This is a genomic window from Mesorhizobium sp. BR1-1-6 (assembly GCF_020165355.1).
In the GTDB taxonomy this organism is placed as follows: domain Bacteria; phylum Pseudomonadota; class Alphaproteobacteria; order Rhizobiales; family Rhizobiaceae; genus Mesorhizobium.
In genome coordinates this window covers 1-21,438 of record NZ_JAIUHZ010000025.1, presented here as the reverse complement: position 1 = coordinate 21,438, position 21,438 = coordinate 1, and the positions used below count along the sequence as shown (strand labels likewise).

Genomic DNA, 21,438 nt, shown 5'->3' with positions numbered 1-21,438 from the left:
CCAGCGCTTTGCGCCCGGGCCCTGCGATTTAGGCGAGACGACCCTTCAGGCCGTTCGCCTACGCCGCCGCACTCAGCCCCAGACGATCGATGGCCAGTCTGCGGGCCGACACGTAGTCGGTCTTGCCCGAGCCCAGCGCCGGGATCTCTTCCACCTTGACGATGTCGTTGGGCACCATCAGTTCGGCCGCCCCGGCCTTCTTGCCGAATTGGCGCAGTTCCTCGGCACTCGCATCGTCGGCGGTGGTCACCAGCACGATGCGCTCGCCGCGCCGTTTGTCGGGCACCGCCACGGCGGCATGGCGCTCTTCCGGCCACAGCGACTGCACCAGCATCTCGACCGCACCCAGCGACACCATCTCGCCGGCGATCTTGGCGAAACGCTTGGCCCGGCCGCGAATGGTGATGAAGCCCTCGCGGTCGACCGAGACGATGTCGCCGGTGTCGTGCCAGCCCTCGAGCCGCTGCAATTCGCCCGGTCGGTCGGCGGTCATGTAGCCCATCATCATATTCGGGCCGTCGAGCCACAGACGGCCGGCGCCATCGATGCCGTCGACGGGTTCGAGCTTCATGCGGATGGCCGGCAGCAGCCGCCCGACGGTGCCGTCGCGGCTATGGATGGCGGTGTTGACGGCAACCACGGGCGCGGCCTCGGTCAGCCCAAAGCCTTCGATGATCTCGGCCTGGAAACGCTCGCGATAGGTGCGGCGGGTTTCCGGCTTCACCGCTTCGGCGCCGGCGACGACGAAGCGCAGGCTGGAAAAATCGCCGTCCTTGGCGGTGCGCGCGTAATTGGCGAGGAAAGTGTCGGTGCCGAACATGACCGTCGGCTTCACCTTACGGGCGATCTCGGGGATGATCTTGTAGTGGAGAGGCGAAGGGTAAAGGAACAGCTTTACGCCTGTAACCAGCGGCAGGATGGTGCCGCCCGTCAGCCCGAAGGAGTGGAACACAGGCAATACGTTGAGCAGGATATCGGCCGGCGAGATGGTGATACGGGCTTCCGCCTGCATGGCGTTGGCGTAAAGGTTCTTGTGCGACAGCACCACCGCCTTCGGCGTGCCTTCCGAACCGGAGGTGAACAGGATGACCGCGGGTTTGGCTGCGTCCTGGCGCTGCAGCGGCCAGCGCCACAGCAAGGCGGCGGTAAGCTTTTCCAGCGCCGTCACGCTTGCGCGTGTATCCTCCAGCCAGAGAAATTTCGCGCCGCCCTTTTCGACCGCCGTCACGATATCGCCGAGGTCGGCCTTCTCGATGAAGGCGCGGGAGGAGACGACCGTGCGGATCACCGCCGTGCGGATGGCGGCGGTGACGCTGGCCGGACCAGCGGTGTAGTTGATCATCGCGGCCACCCGCCCGGCCGAGAGCAGCCCGACCAGGGACAGCACCACGCCATTGGCGTTGGGCAGGAGCAGGCCGACCGCTTCGCCGGGCGCCGTCACCGCCTCGAAACGCCTGCCCAGCACGCGCGCGCCGATGAACAGTTTTCGATAGCTGAGCGCGCCCGAGACGACGTCCTCGATGATCGGATGGGATGCGCCGACCCTGGTTGCGGCATCACGCATGGCCAGGAACAGGCCGCGATCGAGATCGGCGGCTGCGAAGCGCGCCTCGGCGAAGCGGTCGAACAGCGCGTTGGTGTTCGAGGCCTGCTCGCGAATGCGCGCCACCAGCTCGGCGATGGTCATTGGTTCCAATGCGCTGATCGACAGGCGCGGGAACCAGCGCCGGGGCACGATGCTGGCCGGCGTCAACGAGACCGGAAGGTCGCGGGCGCCGCCGACGAAGATCGGCACGATGCGGGCATCGGCCTGCATGGCGATGCGGGTGACAGCGCGAAACAGCCGGAACGACTTGACGTCGGGCTCGACCGCGTCCGGCAGGTAGACGGCAAGCCGGCCCTTGCCCTTCAGCACGCGCACCAGCCTGCGGCTGACGAAGACGTGTTCGGCGTTGAAGGCGATGGTGCGGCCAAGCTCGCGCCACGGCTCCAGCCATGGTGCCCTGGCCGAGGCTCCGTCGAGGATGTGCAGCGTGTCGTCAGGCAGCAGCGACAGCATCAGCGCCGGTTCGAAGTGCGACTGATGTGAGATGACATAGATGACTGGCGCCGCCGCATCGCGCGCGATTGCGATGCGGCTGTCGCTGATCCGGTAGGCGAGCTTGAACGGCACGTAGAGCAGCGCCTGGGTAAAGCGCAGGCCGAGGCGGAACTTTTCCATCACCCCGATCAGCAGCCAGGCCACGACCAGACCCGCAAGCAGCGCCAGTGTCAGGATCATGCCGCGTCTCTCCCAACGTTCCTTGCACCTCGGCTCTGCGGCCGCTTCGGCAAGAACCTAGACGATGTGCGGGCAAGGTCAATGAGGAAGGCCTCCTGCGCCTCTCACGAAGCGAGGGGCAAAAGCGGCATCCTTCACGCCGTCTTCAGTCTCCCGCTGATGAAGCGGAATTCCTGCGTTTTGCCGCCATAACCGTAGGCGGCGGCCGGCACTTCGTGGACAAAGGCGTAGCTTTCTTCGTGCACGGACCCGAGCAGGCGCCCAAAGGCGGCGAAGATCGCCTTGAGATAGGCTTCCAGCTCGAGTTTGGTGTTGGTGCCGTCGACCACCTTGATGTCGAGCCAGAACGTATTGGTCCCATGCTCGGCCAGCGACGTGCCGCCGGCGAACCAGTGCTGCGGATCGAGATAAGAGACGGCAACCGCCGTTATGGTCGGATCCTTGCGAAGGTGCGTGGCGGTGAGTTCGGTCGCCTCCTTGGCGATCCTGGCGGACAGCGTCGCGTCGGGCTTCCCGGTGACGCTGACGTTGATGATGGGCATTGTCCTTCTCCTTGGTTCTGGCGGCCTCTGTCAGCCGATGACGCAACCCTGTCACCAACCAGGAAACATGAAAATCGAATTGTTTTCAGAGAATACTTCGATAATATCGAATTATGAAAACGCTCGATCCCGACCTCTTGAGGACATTCCTCGCCTTCGCCGACGGCGGCTCGCTGGCGCAGGCGGCCTCTATCGTCGGCCGTTCACCGTCGGCTGTGACGGCGCAGATGCAGCGTCTGGAAGAGGCTGTCGGCGAACCGCTGCTGGCACCGCAGGGCAGGGGCCGCAGCCTGACGCCGACCGGTGAGGAGCTTGTCGGCCATGCCCGGCGTATCCTTGCAGCGCATCGTGAAGCCTGGCTCGGCCTGAAGGGCGCAAGGGCCGATGGACGCATCGCGATCGGTACGACGCAGGATTTCGCCGACAGCGGCTTGCCCGATCTGCTGCGTGCTTTCGCCGAAAGCCATCCGCGTGTCAGGATCGAGCTGCGCGTCGGCCGCTCCGCCGAGCTGGCGCAAGCCCTTCAGGGCGGTAGCCTGGATCTGGCGATCGTTATGCGGCAAGCTGCGACGCCGGACGAAATCGGCATGCTGCGCGAGCCGATGATGTGGCTCTGTTCGCAAAAAGGACTGGCAGCGCGACAGGACGAGTTGCCGCTTGCACTGCTCGATCCGCATTGCGGCTTCCGCGAAGCGGCTATCTCGGCGCTCGATGCGGCCGGCCGGCGCTATCGCATCGCGGCCAGCAGCGCGAGCTTGGCCGGCCTGCGCACGGCGGTCAAGGCCGGCATCGCGCTGACGCTGCGCACCGCGCGCTTTGCCCATTCCGGCATCGTCGAAGCACCGCGCACGTTCGACCTGCCGCCCGTGCCCGTTGCCGAATTCGCCATCCGGCTGCGCGCCGATGCCGAGAACCCGGCGCGGGATCTGGCCGCACTGCTCGGCACCGGCCTGGCTGTGCCAGGACTTTTTGGCTGACAGCCGCCCGTCGTCCCGCGCGGGGCCAAAGAAAAAGCCGACCTTGCGGTCGGCTTGGAGTAGGACGGACCGAGGGGTTTGGGGGGACTCGGGGGGTGGTCCGTCAGCTCAACAATGCCTGAACGGGATGATGGTTCCGTGACTGCGCAAATTTTTTTGGGCTCGGCTTTCACAACGGCCCTGGCGCTTGTTGCGGCTTTGCCGACAGCCAGTCGCGGCCGGCATGGGCAAAGACCGCGCAAAGCACGATTGCGCCGCCGATCATGCTGGCCATGGGCGGTATCTCGGCCAGGAAAAGGAAGGCAAACAGGATCGCGAACGGCACTTCGGCAGAGCCGAGCAGGCCGGATTCAGCCGCCGGGATGAGCCTCGCGCCTTCCGTCCACAGGATCGAGGAGAGTGCGAAGCTCGAGCCGAAGGCGACGAGCAGCACGGCATCCCTTGCCGAGACGGCAAGCGGGTCGGTGACGAACCAGCCGAGTATGAACAACAGCAGGGCCGAGACCGCGCCTGCCCAGACCGCCGGCGTGTCGCGGAAGGCGCGCACCATGATCATGTAGAGCGCGCTGCCGATCGTCATCAGCAGCGCCAGCCCGTCTCCGAACAGATTGCCAGTGCCGAAGCTCGACCAGACCATGACCGCGACGCCGCAAAGCGAGACGGCGGCGGCTAACATCGTCTGCAGGCGGAAGGGTTCGCGCACCAGCAGGAGGGCGAGCAGCGCGGCAATGAAAGGCGACGTCGCGTAGATGACCGTGACATTGGCGACGAAGGTGAATTTGAAGGCGCAGATGAAGGCGATGCTGGCCAGCGCGCCTTCCACCGCCAGCAGCCAGCCGCGCCAGCCGAGCCGCAGCGTTTGGCGGTTGCCGGAGCGGTGGCGGCGCCACAGCACATAGAGGCTGATCAGGATCGAGCCGACGAAACCGCGCCAGCAGGTGATGGTCAGCGGATCGGCATGGATCGATTTGGTCAGCACGCCGGTCAATCCGAACACCGCCGCCGACGACGACACCAGGATGATGCCAAGTGTCCGTTCTGCGGTGTCGGTGGCGGCTGCTACATCGGTCATGAAAGCCAATTTACGTGGTTCTGTCCTGACATCGTAGTGTCAGCAGTCTGGCCCGTCACAGCCGTTTGCGGAAATGCTCGCCGCCGACGATCAGGAGCCCTGCGGTGATGATGAGAGCAGCGCCGAAAAACACTTCGCGACGCGGCACGTCGCCCCAGATGGCGAAGCCGAGCGCGAAGGCCCACAACAGCGAAGTGTATTCCAGCGGCGCGATGATCGAGGCCGGCGTCCGTTTCATGCCTTCGAAGAGAAGATACTGCGCCAAGCCGCCGAGCGCGCCGACGCTGGCAAGCAGAAGCAGTTCGCTCCAGCCGGGCATCTTCCACCAGAGCAGCGCGGGCACCGCCGAGAATATCAGGAAATAGAAATTGTTGAGCATGAGCTGGATCATCGAGCGCTCGGCAAGTGCTGTCTTGCGCAACAGCACGATGGCGACGCCCCACAGGAAAGCGGCGGCCAGCACCAGCAGCACCGGCACGGACAGGCCGAGATGGGCAGGGTCGCAGGCGACAAAGACGCCGGCGAAGCCGATCGCCACCGCCAGCCAGCGTAGCATGGGCACTTTTTCGCCAAGCATCACCACCGAAAGCACGATGACGATGATCGGGGCCGCGTAATAGACGGTGGTCAGTTCGGCGAGCTGCAGGCTGCGCGCGGCATTGTAATAACAAAGCCACGCCGCCAGGGTGAAGACGCTGCGCAACAGCATCAGCCACACGATCGGCGACCGCGCCGTCTCCGCATAGAGATGCCGTCCGCCGATCGCCGCGCAGGCGGTCAGTATGGTGATGCTGCGGAAGAACAGGATCTGCCAGACGCTCATGCCGGCTACCAGCAGCTTGATCGAAGCGTCCTGCGTCGAAAAAAGCAAATAGGCGGCGCCGGTCAGGAGGATACCGGCGAGAACCCTTTCGCGTGTTTCGAGAATGGCGACATCGGCCATGCGACAAGCGGCCTTGTGTGAAAACGGCTCCGGCCCCTGTCGGCTCCGCTCCCGCCAGCTATAGGGGCGAAACCTTGCATGGCGCTGCTCCAGCGCCGTGCTTGCGTTGGGGCAGGGCCGATCCCGATGCGGCTTCTGGCGCGGCGCGACTGATTGGTTTAGCATCGTCTCACAAAGCCGGCGCGTAAGGTTCGGCGAGCCAAGGGAACGGTGCGGATCAGGAAGCCAGCGCTCGCATAAGAGACGCCATTCGCATCATGCGCGGTGGGCCTGACAGCTGGCACTTACGGATATCGAAACGCCGACATCAGGGGGAGAACGCAATGCAGAAACTGCAATCGCAAGGCGTCCATCACATCACGCTGGTCGGCGCCGGTCGCCAGACATCGATCGATTTCTGGGAAGGCGTGCTGGGCATGCCTTTCATTTTCGAGCAACCCAACCTCGACAAGGCAGCCGAAAGCCATCTCTATTTCGATCCGGGCGACGGGCGGCTGATCACCATCTTTACCGACGAGACCCGCACGCCGGCAAAGCGCCGCACCCCGACCGATACCGGCTGCGTCCACCACATCGCCTTCGCCGTGTCGCGCGTGACCTTCCTGCAGGCGGTCGCCCGGCTTGACGAGCGCGCCATCAAGCACAGTGGCGTCAAGGACCGCGGTTTCATGGATTCGATCTATTTCGAGGATCCGCTTGGCCTGCTGATCGAACTTGCTTCCTACCGTTTCGAGCCGCCGGCCGGCTTTGGCCATGCCGACGTGCTGATGGAAGCGCACAAGCTGCGCGTCGCGCGCGGCGACTACAACATCGCCGAGGCGCATCTGGCCGACGCCATCCAGGCGCTGGTCGAGCGCTCGCGCGCGACATTGTCGGCCGACAGGGCGCCGCGCAATCCATATTGATTTTTGAATAAGCAAAGGGAGGAACACATGGCAAAGACAGCGACGAAGGGTGCGAGGAAGCCGGCGGCTAAGGGCACACCAAAGGCTATGGCAAAACCAGCAGCAAAAGCTTCAACCAAGCCGGCGCCAAAAATATCGGCAAAGCCTTCGGCCAAGGCGGCGTCAAAAGCAGCAACCGCCGGCAAAACCGCGTCCAGGACCAAGGGGAAATCGGCGAAGAACCCCGCCCTGATGATCAGCATGCTGAAGCCCAGCGTCAACAACATGACGGTTCGGGTGTTTGCCCGCGCCGCCGGGCTGGACCATGCCGAGGCCGACGCCTGGGGCAGCACGCGTTCGCCCGAATTCATGGCGCGCAACCCGGCCCATCTGACTCCGATGATCGAGGACAAGGGCCTGCCGCGAGGGGTGCTTTGGGAAAGCTGCGCCATCATGCAGTATCTCGCCAACAAGCACGGGCTGGAGAAATTCTACCCCAAGGCGCCTGCCAAGCGGGCGATGATCGACAGCGCCATGTTCTACCTGATCGGCACGCTCTATCCCTATGTGGCGCGCGCCACCTATCCGGCGCTCGGTTTCCCGCAATATGCCGGAGAGGTCGGCCACAGCGACGCTCATCCCGACAGGAAGGCCGAGGCCCAGAAGGCGGCGATCGCCGCCATCTCCGAACCGCTGGAGGTGTTCCACTCCTTCTTCAGGGATGGCAAGCCCTTCATCGGAGGCAAGAACCCGTCTATCGCCGATATCCGCCTGGCGGCGACACTCGAATTTCTCGCCGTCATCGACTATGCCCTGCCCGAATGGGCCAGCGACTACATGGCCGCGATGGAGAAGAAGCTCGGCAAGGCCTATGCAGACCCGGCCAGCGACGTGCGCGGCTACATTGCCCATGTGAAGTCACAGCCACGGGTGTGAGATCGCTTCGGCGCCGCAGGCCGGTTGAAGGCGGCCGGCCGCCAAGATGAACTGCAATGTCCTTCGCGGCTCCTTTGCCTGGAGGACAGAGGAGGGCACTGTCCCGCCAGCGTGTCGCGGACTGCCGGTCACTCCGGTGCTACCAAGCGACGCTTACTGCGTCGCTTGGTAAAGCTCCGCCGCCGCTGCCTTGAGCGCCCGCCTTCCGTCCGGCCTGAAATACATCATGTGTCCTCCGTCCAGCACATCGACGCGGATGGGCTTTGCACCGGCCAGCGTCGGTACCTGGTTCACCAGATAGCGAGACGCCAGATAGGGCGTGACGAGGTCGGTGTAGCCGTTGACGATGACGACGCCGAGTGCGGGATTGAGCGAGCGCGCCCGCTGCAGATCGTTCATCACGCCGGCATAGCCTTGCCGCGATGTGCCGTAGTCCCAATTGCGGCTGATCTCGCCATTGAGCAGCCGGTAGCTGACATCGGTGTGGTAGTTCAATTCGTCCCGGGCATAGCCGACAAAAGCCGAGGTCAATGCTGGAACGCTGCGGTCGAGCACCGGATCGGGTCCGGCGGTGCGAGCGCTTTCAGGAGCGATGTCGGCCGTGCCGATCATGGCGTCATAGGGGCTGAGCACCTTGCTTTTCGAGCGGGCAAACTCCCTCGCGAAAAGGCTGGTCGGTATACGCGCGAAATTCCGCTGCACGAGGTCGAGGGGCAGGCCGGTGATCTCGGCCACCCGCTGGCTCGCCAGCCGCCCGCCTTGCTCCAGCCCGCTGGCCAGCGCCGTGAGGTAGTCGCCAAGCGCATAGCGCTCGACCGCGGCCAACTGCGCCCGCAGCGCCTCGCCGGTAACGCCGTCGGCACTGAGCCGCACCGACGCCAGCGAGGGGAGTTCGAGAGCCCAGTGCAGCGGCTCGAATTCGTCGGGTTGCACCAGCATGAATTCCAGCGCCGGCGAGATCAGCACGATGCCGCTCGGGCTAAGGCCGACATCTTCCTGCAAAGTCCTGGCGAGCAGCGCCGCGCGAAACCCGCCATAGCTTTCTCCGGCCAGGAAAAGCGGCGAGCTGCTGCGGCCGTTCTGCGCCAGATAGAGCCGGATGAAGGCGCCGATCGAGCTGGCGTCCTGGTTGACGCCCCAGAAGTCGTGGGTGTTCTGCCCGGGAGCCTCGCGGCTGTAGCCGGTGCCGACCGGATCGACAAAGACGAGGTCGGTCATGTCGAGCCAGCTGTCCGGATTGTCGATGATCTTTTGCGGCGGCGGCAGGAATTCGCCATCGGCTCCGGTCGTGATGATGCGCGGACCGAGCGCACCGAGATGCAGATAGGCGGAAGCCGCCCCGGGGCCGCCATTGAAGACGAAGGTAATGGGGCGTGGTGCCGTTTTTGCCGCGTCAGCCGGTGGCCGCAGCGTATAGGCGACATAAAAGATCTCCGCCGTGACGTCGGCCTTGCCTGAAAGCAGCGACAGCGTGCCGGTCTTGGCCTGATAGTCCAGCTTGCGTCCGGCAACCGTGATCGAATGGCTGGTGACCTGCGGCGGCGGCAGCAGCGACAGCACACCGCCGGTCGGCGCCGGCCTCTCCGGCGTTTCAGCCAGGACAGGCTGTGCGAAGGCAGCAAGCATCAGCAGGATGAGAGAGATCAGTTTCAACTTGAACGGCATGACGCCTCCGCGAGAACGCTTGTCGCATAGCTATAGCCGATGCGATCGAAGTCAAAGGAAAGGCTTGTCCGGCTGAAGACGGATCGCCCGCCATCAAGCAACGAATCCGGGTCAGCGGGTTCCGTGCAAGCCTTCTCGACGCGCTATTGAGAGAGCATTGAATGAAAAAAACCGCCTGTACGGCGGGTCCCTGGCGCAACTCAGCACCATAACCAGAAATGTACCATAGCTGCCTTCACCCTGTCAAGAAAAAATTCCTATCAGGAGAAACCGTTGGCACACCCGACTGCCCATCGCCAGCCCTTGTTGACCCGAGTCAGTCACCAGAAAATGGGACGACGGCACTCGCACGGCTCAGACGGTCTTTGAGACCTCGTCCGTCAATGTCCATTTGGGATAGTGATTGCGCGCCTGTGTCCCAACGCGATGATTATGTTTGCTTTCCGGTGTGATCGGGTCAAATCTCGGTGGGTTGACGCATGCCAGCGCCAGAAACGATCGTCGAAAGGGGCAGCGAAATGGACGCCACCGCACTGAAGGCCATGCAGGCGCCGCTGAAAGAGACCTATCGCGATGATGCTTCGCGCGCGCTCATCACGCTCAGGGCCAGAGGCAGTCTCGATGACCAGTCGATCGCCTGCAAGGTCGAGACGGGCAGGGCTCTCGCGATTGCCGGTCTGCATCCCGCAACCGGCGGCTCGGGGCTCGAGCTTTGCTCGGGCGACATGCTGCTGGAGGCACTTGTGGCCTGCGCCGGCGTGACGCTCAAGGCGGTGGCGACGGCGCTCGAATTCAAGCTCGGCGCCGCCACGGTCGAGGCCGAAGGCGACCTTGATTTTCGCGGCACGCTTGGCGTTGCCAAGGATGCGCCGGTCGGTTTTTGCGCCATCAGGCTGAATTTCAGTCTCGACACCGATGAGCCGCAGGAGCGCATCGATTCCTTGCTGAAGCTGACCGAACGCTACTGCGTGGTGTTCCAGACCATCAACCAGAAGCCGGAACTGACGGTCAGCGCACGGCGCTGACGCCGCATCGCGCCTTACTGCGCTGCCGGTTCCTCCGCGTCGCCCTCGTCGGTGAAGGGTGACGCGCTCGGCACGCATTGCAGCGACCAGCCGGTCGGGGCCGGCTGCTTCTGGTATTCGGTGATGGCGGCGGTGCATTGTTCGCGCTTGTCGAACGTGCTGGGCAACACGACCATGCCGCCTTGCGGGCCGGCGATTACTAGGTACCAGACCAACGCTACGCTCGAAGCCATGGGAATTTCCTTGCTCTGCCCAGCCGGGCTTGTTGTGGGAATCTATGCGATCCTATCAACTCTGCGGAAATGACGAAAGCATGACCGCGACTCAGCTTTCCGCCGCCACATCACAGCCGCGTGATGTGGCGGGCGGGCGGGGTCTGGTCAATTCGTTGCGAAACAATAGAACAAGCCGTCGCCGCCGGTGCCTTTCAGCGCCTCCTGGCCGCAGCCGCCGCGCGAAGCATGCGAAGAGTTCCAGGATTTGGCGGCAGCCGAATCGTCGAGCCCGGTGCGGTCGTGATGGCCCATCATGGCAGCGCCTTCCGCGCCGCTCAGGGTCCAGTCACCGCAGGTCTGGTCGGCGATCCTGGTGCCGTCGGGCTTCGAGCCGGTCAGCATGTCGTGGCGGTTCGGCGTGTCGCCGCGGCCGTTCACCATCTCGCCTTTTTCGTTGAGCGCCGTCTGCTTGGTGATGCCGTTGGCATCGCCGTGCAGCGAGGCGACGTCGTCGGCTATCTTGATGCCCTTGGCATTCACCCACGGTCCCTTGCCGATGCGGTCGCGCGCATCCTCGGTGCTGGTCGACAGATATGCGGCCCAGGTCTTGCCGGTGACGCCGGCTGCTTCCGCCAGCGAGGCGCAATGCGCGTCGGCGCCCTTCAGGCCGCCGAGGTCTGCCCCTTTGCCCGAGCCGACGCTGGTGACGAAGAAGCTCATCTTGGCATCTTGTGACAAGGCTGTGCCGGCGGCCAAGGCTGAGGCAATGGCGGTGGCGGCGATGAGAATAAGTCTGCGCATGTCGGTCCTCCGGGTTTGAGCTTCGAATCTACATTCGAGGAACGCCGCCCGGAGCCGAATTCTTCCGATAAAAAAGATGCGGCTATTCCGGCTGTCGGTAGGCGACGAAACGGTTGTGTTTGGCCTGGAAGATCAATCCTGTCTCTTTCAGATCGGGGCTTGCCAGCGGCACGATGCGTTTGGCGATCTCGGAGGGATGCGGCAGCGTTTCCGGGTCCTCGCCGGGCACGGCCTGCGCGCGCATCGCGGTGCGGGTGGCCCCCGGATCGGCGGCATTGACGCGCAAGGGCAGACTCTGCGTCTCATGTGCCCAGGAGCGCATCATCGTCTCGACCGCCGCCTTGGAAGCCGCGTAGGGCGCCCAGAAGGCGCGCGCCGAGTGAGCAGCGTTGGACGACAGGATGATGGCCCGGCCGGCGTCGGAGAGCCGCAGCAGCGGGTCGACCGAGCGGATCAGCCGCCAGGTCGAGGTGACGTTGATGGTCATCACCTTCTCGAAGGTTTTCGCCTCGACATGGCCGATCGGCGAGATCACGCCGAGCACGCCCGCATTGGCGACGAGAATGTCGAGCTTGCCCCACCGCTCATGGATGGCGCCGCCCAGGCGGTCGATGCCGACCATGTCGGCAAGGTCGAGCGGCACCAGCGTCGCTTCGCCCTTGCCGGTTTTGGCGCGCTCGGCCTTGATCTGGTCGTCGAGTTCTTCCAGCCCGCCCACGGTGCGCGCCACGGCAATGACGTGGGCGCCGGCGGCAGCCAGTTCCCTGGCGATGAAGTAACCGATGCCGCGCGAGGCGCCGGTGACGACCGCAACGCGGCCGGAAAGGTCGAAGGTCATGCGATAGATTCCGGAAATATGGCTATGGCAACTGGCAGTGCGGCAATCCTATGCGCCGCTCGTCGCCAGCAGCGACAGCGTGCGCACATTGTCGTGGCCTTCGAAGTCGAGCAGGCGGGTCGGATACTGGCCGGTGAAGCAGGCGTCGCAGAATTGCGGCTGCTCGTTGTCGCGGCTGGCCTCGCCGACGGCGCGATAGAGTCCGTCGATCGACAGGAAGCCGAGCGAATCGACGCGGATGAATTCGGCCATCTCCTCGATCGACATACGTGATGCCAAAAGCTTCGATTTTTCCGGCGTATCGACGCCGTAGAAGCAGGAGGCGCTGGTCGGCGGCGAGGCGATGCGCATATGCACTTCCTTGGCGCCGGCGTCTCGCACCATCTGCACGATCTTCTGGCTGGTGGTGCCGCGCACGATGGAATCGTCGACCAGCACGACGCGCTTGCCCTCGATCATGCGGCGGTTGGCGTTGTGCTTCAGCTTGACGCCCATGTGGCGGATCGAATCGCCGGGCTGGATGAAGGTGCGGCCGACATAGTGGTTGCGGATGATGCCGAGCTCGAAGGGGATGCCCGCGGCTTGCGAAAAGCCGATTGCCGCCGGCGTGCCGGAATCCGGCACCGGCACGACGATGTCGGCCTCGACGGGATTTTCCTGCGCGAGTTCCGCGCCGATGCGCTTGCGCACCTCGTAGACGTTGCGGCCTTCGACCGAAGAGTCCGGGCGTGCGAAATAGACATATTCGAAAATGCAGAAGCGGGTCTTCTGCGGCTCGAACGGGAACAGGCTCTCGATGCCTTTGGAGGTAACGACGACCATCTCGCCTGGCTTCAGGTCGCGCACGAAACGCGCGCCGATGATGTCCAGCGCGCAGGTTTCGGAGGCCAGGATCCAGGCACCGTCGAGGTCACCCAGTACCAGCGGGCGGATGCCGAGCGGGTCACGGCAACCGATCATCTTCTTGGCCGTCATCGCCACCAGCGAAAAGGCGCCCTCGACCTGGCGCACCGCATCGATGAAGCGCGAGTTGAGATCGCGCTCCTTGCTGGTGGCGACGAGGTGCAGAAGCGTCTCGGTGTCGGAGGTCGAGGAGAAGATCGCGCCTTGCTTCTGCAGCGCGCGCTGCACGGTCATGGCGTTGGTCAGATTGCCGTTATGGGCCACGGCAAAACCGCCATCGGCCAGTTCGGCGAAGAAGGGCTGGATGTTGCGCATGCCGGCGCCGCCGGTCGTGGCGTAGCGCGTGTGGCCGATGGCGCGATTGCCTTGCAGGCTGTCGATGACGCGTTGCTTGGTGAAGGTGTCGCCGATCAGGCCGACATGGCGTTCGACATGAAACTGGGTGCCGTCGTAGGAGACGATGCCGGCCGCTTCCTGGCCGCGATGCTGCAGCGCGTGCAGGCCGAGCGTGACGATGGCCGCCGCGTCCTGCCGGCCGAAAATGCCGAACACGCCGCATTCGTCGTGGAAGTGATCGTCAGCTTCCGCGGAAAGCACGTGGTCTGCGTCTGCCATGGGGCTCAAGCTCCGCTAAAATCGCCATATAAGGCGACAGCGTCGTAAAAGCAACGCGCCCGGCGATGGTTCACGATCACCGCCAGTCTCGGGCGCCTGTTCTGCGGCGCCCGATCACTCATCAATTCGCCGGCGCCGCCGGGGCCGGATTGGCCGGTGCGTTGTCCGCGGGAGGCGTTCCGGCATCGCTGTCGTCAGGAGCCGGCGCATTGGCATCGTCCCCTCCCGCCGGGGCATCCGTGGCCGGTGCGTCCGGTGCGGCGGGCGTTTCGGCGGCCGGCTGATTCGGATTGAGCTTCTTGAGGATGGCGTTTTCCGGATCCTCGGGCAGCAGGCTTTCAAGCTTGGCGCCGATCTGTTCCAGCAGCGGCCGCGACTTGGCCTCCGTGACCCAGGCCGGTGCCTTGGCGCCGGCCAGCCAATTGAAGAACAGCAGGGCCACGGCAACCACCAGAATGCCGCGGGCGGCGCCATAGAGGAAGCCGAGCGTGCGGTCGAGCGCGCCGATGCGGGAATCGATGATCCAGTCGGCGAGCTTCATGGTGATGACGCTGACGACGATCAAAGCGATGATGAAGACGACGCCGGCGGAGGCCGCCATGGCGATCTTTTCATTGTCGATGTAGGGTTTCAGGTAGGGCAGCACGGGCTTGTAGAAAAAGAACGCCGCCGCGGCTGCCGCCGCCCAGGACACGATGGACAGGACCTCGCGTGAAAAGCCGCGAACCATGGCGAGCATCGCCGAGACCAGGGTGAAGCCGACGAGAATTCCGTCAAGCAGCGTTATCGGCATCTTTGTCGCCCCACTCCCTGTCGCTCACCACCAGGTGAGCCCGTCATTCTTCGTCGTTGGCGCGGCTGCGCCGTGAGCCGGCTATGCGCGCCACGAGGTCGGCGAGCTCGGTGGGCTGGAAAGCGCCGGCCCCGATTCCTCCGGCAAGTTCCTCGCTGCCCAAGGGCAGAACCGCGCTTGCGAAACCCAGCTTTTCGGCCTCCTTGAGACGCTGCTGCGCATGCGCAACCGGCCTCACGGCGCCAGAAAGGCTGATTTCGCCGAAATAGACGCAATCGGCGGGAAGGGCAAGACCGGTGAGCGAGGAAACCAGTGCGGCCGCCACCGCCACATCGGCCGCGGGCTCGGAAATGCGGTAGCCGCCGGCTACGTTCAGATAGACGTCCTGTTGGCCGAAGCGCACGCCGCAATGCGCCTCGAGCACCGCCAGGATCATCGACAGCCGGGCGCCGTCCCAGCCAACGACGGCGCGGCGCGGCGTGCCGAGCGAGGAGGGCGCGACCAGCGCCTGGATTTCGACCAGCACCGGCCTTGTGCCTTCCATGCCGGCGAAAACCGCCGCTCCCGGCGATTTCGCGTGGCGCTCGCCGAGGAACAGCTCGGAAGGATTGGCAACCTCGCGCAGGCCCTTGTCCGACATTTCGAAGACGCCGATCTCGTCGGTCGGGCCGAAACGGTTCTTGACGGTGCGCAGGATACGGTAGTGATGGCCGCCTTCGCCCTCGAAATAGAGCACGGCGTCGACCATGTGCTCGACGACGCGCGGGCCGGCGATCTGGCCTTCCTTGGTGACATGGCCGACGAGCACGATCGCAGCACCCGTGGATTTCGCATAGCGGATCATCGCCTGGGCGGCCGCACGCACCTGGGTGACGGTGCCGGGCGCCGAATCGGCGAGGTCGGTCCACAGCGTCTGGATCGAATCGAGGATCACCAGGTCCGGCCGCTTGCCGTCGGCGATCGTGGCAAGGATATCCTCGACATTGGTCTCGGCCGCAAGCTCGACCGGCGAGGAAGCAACGCCGAGGCGCTGCGCGCGCAGCCTGATCTGGGCGACCGCCTCCTCACCCGAGACATAGACGATGCGGTGGCCCCTCGAGGCAAGGGCAGCAGCAGCCTGGGTGAGCAGCGTCGACTTGCCGATACCGGGATCGCCGCCGACCAGCAGCGCCGAGCCGCGCACGAAGCCGCCGCCCGTGGCGCGGTCGAGCTCACCGATGCCCGACACGATGCGCGGCGCGTCCTCGATATCGCCGGAAAGCGTGGTCAGCACCACCGCGCGGCCCTTGCGGGCGTTGCGCGTATTGGCCGGCCCGGAACCGATGCCGCCGGACGTACCTTCCTCGACCAGCGTGTTCCATTCGCCGCAGGCGTCGCATTTGCCGGCCCAGCGCTGATGCACCGATCCGCAGTTCTGGCAGATGAACTGGACGCGGGATTTAGCCATTAGCGAGGCCTGCTTCGGGATCGCCGATGCTGGATAGGTGGGCGGGACAGAGGGGGTGTGACGGAGCGTGACGGTGAGTCAAAAAAGCTACTCAAACCTTTCCGCGATATGATGTTCCTCCGCCAGATCCGAGAAGCGGGTAAATTCGCCGTGGAAGGCTAGCGTGACCGTGCCCGTCGGTCCGTGACGCTGCTTGGCCACGATCACCTCGGCCTTGCCGCGCATCTCGTTCATCTCGTTTTCCCACTTGATGTACTCGTCGGTGCCGAGCTTCGGCTCGCGGTTCTTGAGGTAGTATTCCTCGCGGTAGACGAAGATCACGACGTCGGCGTCCTGCTCGATCGAGCCGGATTCGCGCAAGTCCGAGAGCTGCGGGCGCTTGTCGTCGCGGCTTTCAACCTGGCGCGAGAGCTGCGACAGCGCGATGATCGGCACCGCGAGCTCCTTGGCCAGTGCCTTGAGGCCCGTGGTGATCTCGGTGATTTCCTGCACGCGGTTCTGCGAGGCCCTGGCGCTGGAGCCCTGCATCAGCTGGATATAGTCGATGACGATGAGGTCGAGGCCGCGCTGGCGCTTCAGGCGCCGGGCGCGGGCCGAGAGCTGGGCGATCGAGATGCCGCCGGTCTGGTCGATGAACAGCGGAATCTTCTGCATGGTCTGCGAACAGGCGACCAGCTTTTCGAAGTCCATTTCGGTAATCTCGCCGCGGCGGATCTTCGACGAGGAAATTTCCGTCTGTTCGGAGATGATACGGGTCGCGAGCTGCTCCGACGACATTTCGAGCGAGAAGAAGCCGACGACACCGCCATTCGCCGCCTTGAACGACCCGTCGGCCTGCTGCGCCGGCACATAGGCCTCGGCGACGTTGAAAGCGATGTTGGTGGCGAGCGACGTCTTGCCCATGCCCGGACGGCCGGCAAGGACGATCAGATCGGACGATTGCAGGCCGCCCATGCGGCGGTCGAGGTCGCGCATGCCGGTGGCCAGCCCCGACAGGTGGCCGTCGCGCATGTAGGCGGCGTTGGCCATGTCGACCGCGGTCTTGACCGCGTCGGTGAAGCTCTCGAAGCCGCCGTCATAGCGTCCGGTTTCGGCCAGCTCGAACAGGCGCCGTTCGGCATCCTCGATCTGCTCGGACGGCGACATGTCGACCGGCGCGTCATAGGCGATGTTGACCATGTCCTCGCCGACGGTGATCAGGGCGCGACGCGTCGCAAGGTCATAGATGGCGCGGCCGTAATCTGCGGCGTTGACGACCGTGACGGCTTCGACCGCCAGGCGCACGACATATTGTGCCACCGTCATGTCGCCGACCTTCTCGTCGGCCGGCAGGAAGGTCTTCAGCGTGATCGGCGTCGCCACCTTGCCCATGCGAATGAGCTCTGCCGCGATCTCGAAGATCTTGCGATGCAGGGGTTCGTAAAAGTGGCTGGCCTTCAGGAAGTCGGAGACGCGATAGAAGGCATCGTTGTTGACCAGGATCGCGCCGAGCAGCGCCTGTTCCGCCTCGATGTTGTTCGGCGCCTCGCGATAGAGCGGTTGCTCCGCCACGCCGAATTTCCGCGCTGCCTCTGCCATGATGTCCCCGATTTCGATCCCGGTCTCTCGATATCAGAATCGGAAAATTGAGTGCTGACTTATCTGCAACAGTTATCACCCAAGCAGATTTGATGCCCACTGTTCACAGAAACAAAAAACCGTCCACAGGACAGTATTCCCGTGCCCTGATTCCGATTGACTCGACAAGGTGCTGATTCTACGCAACGGTTTGGAACAAAGCAAGAACGATCGTCACCCGAATCCCTACGCTGTATCGAGCACATCGCCCCAGTCCGACCGCCGTGCCGCCTTGAACAGTTCACCGTCACGCTTGCTGAAAAGCGTCTCTCCGGCACTGCCGTCCGGCCGGCAAAGCTTGAGCGCCGCCTTGCCCGAGCCGGTTTTCGGTGGCGCGATCACCCGCGCCGCGCGGACTGGCGCCGGCTGCCTCGAAGCCGCGACATAGATGAACTTCTCGTCCTCCCATGGCACTTCGGCGCCCTTGGCCAGCCGGTGCAGGCGCGAGCGGGCGACGCGCCGCGAAAAGTGGCACCAGTCGGGCGCGATGAGCGGGCAGGGGGCTTCGTGCGGGCAAGGTGCCAGCACATGCGCGCCCGCTTCTATCAGTTGCCGGCGAACCGCGAGAACACGCTGCCAGCCCGCCGGCGTGCCCGGCTCCACGATCAGCAGCGTGTCTGTCGTGAGCTGCCACAGCCGATCGACCATTTTGGGCAGGGATGCCGGTGCGATCTCGTCCAGCACATAGGCGCAGGTGATCAGGTCCGCCGGCTGCAAACCGTCAAGGTCGATGGTCACGTCGCCGGCCTGCCAGGCGATCCGGGCAGCGATCGCATCGGCGGCAAGCGCCTCGCCGACCTTGCGCACCGCAGCACTGGCTTCCAGCAAAACCGCCTGTTGAAGACCGGGCCACAGGTCCGCCGTCGCCCAAAGCACCGTGCCCGGGCCGGCGCCGACATCGAGCAGGGTTTCCGGCGCGAATTCCGGCTGCGCTTCGTTCACCGCGTCGAGACTGGCGCGGACGGCGGCATAGGTCGCCGGCAGCCGCGTCGCCAGATAAGCCTTGACCGCCATATCCTGCGCCATATGCAGGCGACCGTCGCGCATCTCGGCGCGGTAACGGTCCGACAGGGTTTTCGCCGCCTGCCTGAGCACCGGTAGCGGCACATTTTCGAGGGCACGATCGACAGCCTGTCGAAGCGGGGCAGGCAGTTCCACGGCTCATGCCCCTCGTGGTGCGAGCAGGATGACAGAGGCGCCCACTATGCAGAGCGCCGCCCCCGCAAGGTCCCACCGGTCGGGACGCACGCTTTCCACCAACCAAAGCCAGGCCAGCGACGCCGCGATGTAGATGCCGCCATAGGCGGCATAGGCGCGGCCGGCCGCGCCGGTGTCCACCAGGGCCAGAAGCCAGGCGAACACAACCAACGAAACGAACCCTGGTAGCAGCCACAGCGGCGATTTCTCCAGCCGCCACCACGCCCACACCGAAAAACAGCCAGCGATCTCGGCGAGCGCCGCGGCTGCATAGAGGAAGTAGGTCATGAAAAAGGCCTCGCGACGATCACGAGGCCTTTTTCAGGGCACGAGCCGGGAATGGCAAGCGCCAATGCGGCAAAGCGGTCTGTTCCTACTCCGCCACCTTGCGGCGCCGGGCGGGCTTGGCGGGCTCTTCGACCGGAGCCGCTTCGCGATGGCCCATGTCGCGCATTTCGAGCGCCTTTTCACATTTGACCATATAGTCGCGCGCCATCGGCAGGGTGTCGTTCTTCCTGGCAAGCTGGATCTGGAAGATGACCAGATCCTGCCAGCGGAAGGCGGCTTCCGAGGCTGCCAGATAGAATTCCCACATGCGGCAGAAGCGTTCGTCATAGATCGCCTTGGCCTTGTCGCGGTTGACGGCGAAGCGCTGGCCCCAATGCTTCAACGTGTCGGCATAATGGAGCCGCAGGATTTCGATGTCCGTGACGACGAGGCCTGACTTCTCGATCGCCGGCATGACTTCGGAAAGCGCGGGAATGTAGCCGCCCGGGAAAATGTACTTGCGGATGAAGGCGCTGGTCGCCCACGGCACGCCGGAGCGGCCGATCGTGTGCAGGAGCATGACGCCATCAGGCTTCAGCAACGTCGCGCTCTTGTCGAAGAAGGTGCGGTAATGGTTGACCCCGACATGTTCGAACATGCCGACCGAAACGATGCGGTCGAAGCGTTCGTTGAGTTCGCGGTAATCCTTCAGCTCGAAATGAACGTGGTTTTCCAGGCCCTGGGCATGCGCCCGGTCGGTGGCGACACCGTGCTGCTCGGTCGACAGTGTCACGCCCTGTACGTCGACGTCGAAGGCCTTGGCGAGGTAGAGGCCTAGCCCGCCCCAGCCGGAGCCGATGTCGAGCACCGTCTGCCCGGCCTTCAGCCTGAGCTTGGCGGCAATGTGGCGCTTCTTGGCTGCCTGCGCCTCGTCCAGCGTCATGTCGGGCTGCTCGAAATAGGCGCAGGAATACTGCATGTCCTCATCGAGGAAGAGCCGGTAAAGGTCGCCCGACAGATCATAGTGGCGCTGCACGTTGCGGCGCGAACGCGACGCGGTGTTGATCTGCTGCAGGCGGCGGAAAGCGTGGCGCAGGCCTTCGATGGCTTTCGACCACGTCGCGTCGATGCCGCCGCTGCCCATGTTCTGGAAAGCGATGCGCATCAGGCCAAGAACGCCGCCCTCGAGGATGTCGAGTTCGCCATCCATGTAGGCTTCCGGCACGGCCAGCATCGGATCGAAGGTAATGGCGCGCTCGGCGTGCCTGGTCTTGATGTGCAGGTGCACCGGCTCGCCGCTGCCGTCACCGAACACGAATGTCGTGCCCTGTGGGCCGGTCACCTTGAGATTGCCTGTGCGCACCAGGCGGTCGAGAACGCGTTTCAACAGAATATTCATGACCCAAATGTCCCCTCTCGGTCAGACAGGCTGTCCTACTCTGCATCAATATATAGGGTTTCGAAAAGTTCCTTTTGGCACAAAAATGCCCAGGTGGTGAACCCGGGCATTGGTCCAGTCTGACTTGAACTGCCGGTCTGACTGGAGCTGCCGGTCTGATCGGAGCTGCCAGTCTGATCGGAGCTGATTGGCCTAAGCCGAATGCGGCGCGCCGGCAGGCGCGCCGCGCCGATATCAGGCGTTCTCTTCGCCGCCCTCGAACTCGGCGTTCGGGTCGAAGAAGTTCTCCGGCCGGGCATTGTCGTTGATGTCCTCGCCATAGATGGCCTCGGCGGTGGTCAGCGTCTCGCCCTTGGCCTGGCGCTCGGCTTCGTCGGCCGTGCGGGCGATGTTGAGCGTGATCGTGACCTCGACTTCCGGATGCAGCGCGATCGCCACATTGGTCACGCCGATGGTCTTGATCGGCTGGTTGAGCTGGATCTGGTTGCGGTTGACCGAAAAGCCCTCTGCCGTCAGCAGGTCGGCGATATCGCGCGTCGACACCGAGCCGTAGAGCTGGCCGGTCTCGCCGGCCGAGCGAACGGCGATGAAGCTCTTGCCGTCGAGCTGTTCGGCGACCTGCGAGGCTTCGGACTTCCGCTCGAGATTGCGGGCTTCGAGCTGCGCGCGCTGGCCTTCGAACTTCTTCTTGTTGGCCTCGTTGGCGCGCAGCGCCTTGCCCTGCGGCAACAGGAAATTGCGGGCAAAGCCGTCCTTGACCTTGACGGTGTCGCCCATTTGGCCGAGGCGGGAAACGCGTTCGAGAAGAATGACTTCCATGGTTTTGTTCCTTTCGTTAGGGCGCCGATCGAGAGATCGGCACCGAATTCTCTGGAACAGGTCAGGAAGCAAAAGGGCGTTGCCGCCGGTGTCGCTGTCCTGCCTGTCGCGGCAGTTAGAGGCTTTTGGCCTCAACTTGGGATTTGATGCGCAATCCAGCGGCGCCCGTCGCCGTGCAAGAGAAGCGGGGGGGGGGGGGGGG

The 21,438-nt window shown here is 64.3% G+C and carries 21 protein-coding genes; 4 read left to right on the top strand and 17 right to left on the bottom strand.

The features are described 5' to 3' along the window. Nucleotides 1-58: 58 nt before the first annotated feature. The gene (locus tag LB545_RS28090) at nucleotides 59-2,281 is read right to left on the bottom strand and encodes an AMP-binding protein (RefSeq protein ID WP_140650545.1); all 2,223 of its coding nucleotides are present in this window, start codon (nucleotides 2,279-2,281) and stop codon (nucleotides 59-61) included. Nucleotides 2,282-2,415: 134 nt separating this feature from the next. Then, the gene (locus LB545_RS28085) at nucleotides 2,416-2,823 is read right to left on the bottom strand and encodes a tautomerase family protein (protein ID WP_140650548.1); all 408 of its coding nucleotides are present in this window, start codon (nucleotides 2,821-2,823) and stop codon (nucleotides 2,416-2,418) included. Between the two features lie 113 nt (nucleotides 2,824-2,936). Between LB545_RS28085 and LB545_RS28080 the strand changes: the two genes are divergently transcribed. After that, nucleotides 2,937-3,800 (top strand): LysR substrate-binding domain-containing protein, encoded by an 864-nt coding sequence (locus LB545_RS28080; RefSeq protein WP_224706157.1) that lies wholly within the window; start codon nucleotides 2,937-2,939, stop codon nucleotides 3,798-3,800. A 169-nt stretch (nucleotides 3,801-3,969) separates the two neighbouring features. Here the strand turns inward: LB545_RS28080 and LB545_RS28075 are convergent, their stop codons facing one another. Continuing rightward, nucleotides 3,970-4,872 (bottom strand): DMT family transporter, encoded by a 903-nt coding sequence (locus LB545_RS28075; RefSeq protein ID WP_224706156.1) that lies wholly within the window; start codon nucleotides 4,870-4,872, stop codon nucleotides 3,970-3,972. 55 nt (nucleotides 4,873-4,927) lie between these two features. Beyond that, nucleotides 4,928-5,815, bottom strand: coding sequence for a DMT family transporter (locus tag LB545_RS28070; RefSeq protein ID WP_224706155.1), 888 nt, complete (start codon nucleotides 5,813-5,815; stop codon nucleotides 4,928-4,930). Nucleotides 5,816-6,138: 323 nt separating this feature from the next. Here LB545_RS28070 and LB545_RS28065 point away from each other — a divergent pair, with 323 nt between their 5' ends. After that, nucleotides 6,139-6,720: a VOC family protein gene (locus tag LB545_RS28065; RefSeq protein ID WP_140562452.1), complete on the top strand. Its 582-nt coding sequence runs from the start codon at nucleotides 6,139-6,141 to the stop codon at nucleotides 6,718-6,720. Here the strand turns inward: LB545_RS28065 and LB545_RS31070 are convergent. Then, on the bottom strand, nucleotides 6,618-6,962 hold the full coding sequence (locus LB545_RS31070) for a hypothetical protein (RefSeq protein ID WP_224706174.1): 345 nt from the start codon (nucleotides 6,960-6,962) through the stop codon (nucleotides 6,618-6,620). The two genes, LB545_RS28065 and LB545_RS31070, sit on opposite strands and share 103 nt — an antisense overlap. On the opposite strand from LB545_RS31070, the gene LB545_RS28055 reads away from it, so the two are divergent. After that, a complete protein-coding gene (locus LB545_RS28055; protein WP_224706173.1) occupies nucleotides 6,853-7,635 on the top strand; it encodes a glutathione S-transferase family protein in 783 nt (260 codons plus the stop codon). The genes LB545_RS31070 and LB545_RS28055 overlap by 110 nt on opposite strands. Nucleotides 7,636-7,788: 153 nt before the next feature. Here the strand turns inward: LB545_RS28055 and LB545_RS28050 are convergent, their stop codons facing one another. Further along, nucleotides 7,789-9,300 carry a S10 family peptidase gene (locus LB545_RS28050; RefSeq protein ID WP_140517839.1) on the bottom strand — a complete coding sequence of 504 codons (1,512 nt, stop codon included), beginning with the start codon at nucleotides 9,298-9,300 and terminating at the stop codon, nucleotides 7,789-7,791. 518 nt (nucleotides 9,301-9,818) lie between these two features. Here LB545_RS28050 and LB545_RS28045 point away from each other — a divergent pair. Then, nucleotides 9,819-10,325, top strand: coding sequence for an OsmC family protein (locus tag LB545_RS28045; protein ID WP_224706172.1), 507 nt, complete (start codon nucleotides 9,819-9,821; stop codon nucleotides 10,323-10,325). 14 nt (nucleotides 10,326-10,339) lie between these two features. Here LB545_RS28045 and LB545_RS28040 read toward each other — a convergent pair whose 3' ends face one another. From LB545_RS28040 to rplI, 11 genes are all read right to left on the bottom strand, one after another. Next, nucleotides 10,340-10,558 (bottom strand): hypothetical protein, encoded by a 219-nt coding sequence (locus tag LB545_RS28040; protein ID WP_140494486.1) that lies wholly within the window; start codon nucleotides 10,556-10,558, stop codon nucleotides 10,340-10,342. 147 nt (nucleotides 10,559-10,705) lie between these two features. Further along, nucleotides 10,706-11,341, bottom strand: a complete 636-nt coding sequence (locus LB545_RS28035; protein WP_224706154.1) for a hypothetical protein — start codon at nucleotides 11,339-11,341, stop codon at nucleotides 10,706-10,708. 82 nt (nucleotides 11,342-11,423) lie between these two features. Continuing rightward, nucleotides 11,424-12,179 (bottom strand): SDR family NAD(P)-dependent oxidoreductase, encoded by a 756-nt coding sequence (locus LB545_RS28030; protein WP_224706153.1) that lies wholly within the window; start codon nucleotides 12,177-12,179, stop codon nucleotides 11,424-11,426. Nucleotides 12,180-12,227: 48 nt separating this feature from the next. After that, nucleotides 12,228-13,697, bottom strand: coding sequence for an amidophosphoribosyltransferase (purF, locus tag LB545_RS28025; protein WP_224706152.1), 1,470 nt, complete (start codon nucleotides 13,695-13,697; stop codon nucleotides 12,228-12,230). Nucleotides 13,698-13,818: 121 nt separating this feature from the next. Next, complete coding sequence (locus tag LB545_RS28020; protein WP_140494478.1) at nucleotides 13,819-14,490, bottom strand: CvpA family protein; 672 nt, start codon at nucleotides 14,488-14,490, stop codon at nucleotides 13,819-13,821. 43 nt (nucleotides 14,491-14,533) lie between these two features. Beyond that, complete coding sequence (gene radA / locus LB545_RS28015) at nucleotides 14,534-15,937, bottom strand: DNA repair protein RadA (protein ID WP_140520656.1); 1,404 nt, start codon at nucleotides 15,935-15,937, stop codon at nucleotides 14,534-14,536. An 87-nt stretch (nucleotides 15,938-16,024) separates the two neighbouring features. After that, on the bottom strand, nucleotides 16,025-17,515 hold the full coding sequence (locus tag LB545_RS28010) for a replicative DNA helicase (protein ID WP_140494474.1): 1,491 nt from the start codon (nucleotides 17,513-17,515) through the stop codon (nucleotides 16,025-16,027). A 225-nt stretch (nucleotides 17,516-17,740) separates the two neighbouring features. After that, nucleotides 17,741-18,712: a small ribosomal subunit Rsm22 family protein gene (locus tag LB545_RS28005; protein ID WP_224706151.1), complete on the bottom strand. Its 972-nt coding sequence runs from the start codon at nucleotides 18,710-18,712 to the stop codon at nucleotides 17,741-17,743. Between the two features lie 3 nt (nucleotides 18,713-18,715). Further along, entirely contained in the window at nucleotides 18,716-19,039 is a 324-nt protein-coding gene (locus LB545_RS28000) for a YnfA family protein (RefSeq protein WP_224706150.1), read from the bottom strand. Nucleotides 19,040-19,124: 85 nt separating this feature from the next. Continuing rightward, nucleotides 19,125-20,417 (bottom strand): SAM-dependent methyltransferase, encoded by a 1,293-nt coding sequence (locus tag LB545_RS27995; RefSeq protein ID WP_140565048.1) that lies wholly within the window; start codon nucleotides 20,415-20,417, stop codon nucleotides 19,125-19,127. Between the two features lie 234 nt (nucleotides 20,418-20,651). Next, nucleotides 20,652-21,236: a 50S ribosomal protein L9 gene (gene rplI, locus LB545_RS27990; protein WP_140494465.1), complete on the bottom strand. Its 585-nt coding sequence runs from the start codon at nucleotides 21,234-21,236 to the stop codon at nucleotides 20,652-20,654. Nucleotides 21,237-21,438: the final 202 nt, after the last annotated feature.